The sequence below is a fragment of the Microbacterium karelineae genome, assembly GCF_009745985.1.
GTDB classification, from domain to species: Bacteria; Actinomycetota; Actinomycetes; order Actinomycetales; family Microbacteriaceae; genus Microbacterium; species Microbacterium karelineae.
Map to the genome: position 1 here is coordinate 1 of NZ_WFIX01000125.1, position 1,327 is coordinate 1,327.

The window sequence follows — 1,327 nt, forward strand, 5'->3', positions numbered from 1 at the left end:
ACTCTCAAATTGTTATGCGTGGGTTTGAGTCCAGAAACATTGCAGTAATGGTAAATGGTATGCCTGTAAACGATATGGAGGGCGGTACTGTTTATTTCTCAAACTGGACTGGATTATCTGACGTAACAAGTACATTGCAGGTTCAAAGAGGTTTAGGATCATCTAAATTAGCGATTGCTTCTGTAGGAGGTACAATGAACTTCATTACCAAGTCCGCAGACATGAAAAGAGGTGGGGTTATTAGATTAGGAGTTGGTAACAATGACTATTTAAAAACATCTTTTGCTTATAATACCGGAAAATCTAAGGATGGTGTTTCCGCATCATTCTTAATGAGCAGACAAGCCGGAGGTACTTATATTGAAAATACTGATTATGAATCTTATGCATATTTCTTTGCATTAGGTTATGAAATCAACAAAAAACATAACTTACAGTTCTCAATTACTTCTGCACCTCAGTGGCACGATCAAAGAACTTTTGCACCGACTATCCAAAACTATATTAACTATAACCCAGATCATGACGGGACTCCATATAGAAGATATAATTCAGATTTTGGTTATTACACAGATTCCAACGGAAACAAAGTAGCTTTAGCAAACAGAGCCAACTACTATTCTAAGCCGGTGATGATGTTAAACTGGGACTGGACAATGAATGAAAAGTCTAAATTAAGTACAGTTTTATACATGTCTAACGGTAGAGGTGGTGGAACAGGTGATTTAGGACGACTAGGAAATAAAAGTATCAATGATGCCAGCTTTACAGATGCTTCAGGACACATTAACTATGATGCTCTTTTTGCAGCTAACGCAGCGGTTAATTTAAATACTGCAGGTGCAGGAAGCACAATTGTTCGTCGATCAAGTATCAATTCACACAACTGGTATGGTATTTTAGCAAACTTCCAACATAAAGTTAATGATAACTGGAATTTCTCAATCGGTACTGACGACAGATACTACTACGGTTACCATTATCAGGTGCTTACAGACCTTTACGGAGCTAAAGGATATAAAGATGCGGCTAACAAAAACATCGCTACACCTAGAATAGTAAATGCACTTTATGATTACAAAAAACTTTCGTGGAATCCTTTCGGAGGAAAATTAGCTCCAGCTGAAGATCAGGTAGGGTATAGCAATGACGGAGAAGTTATTTGGTACAGTGGATTTGCACAAGTAGAATATACTAAAAATAATCTATCTGCATTCTTACAAGGTTCCGTATCTAATCAAGGTTACCAGAGAATTGATAACTATGTAGTAGACGGAAGCACATTAAGAGGTCAAACCATCAACACGAAAACAGGATTTAAAAATAT

At 37.0% G+C, this 1,327-nt stretch carries 1 protein-coding gene; it reads left to right on the forward strand.

The window, feature by feature from the left end; all coding sequences use genetic code 11:
• Positions 1-47: 47 nt before the first annotated feature.
• Positions 48-1,327, forward strand: a 1,280-nt coding sequence (locus GB932_RS22200) for a TonB-dependent receptor (RefSeq protein ID WP_231915947.1), incomplete at its 3' end; no start/stop codon positions are given.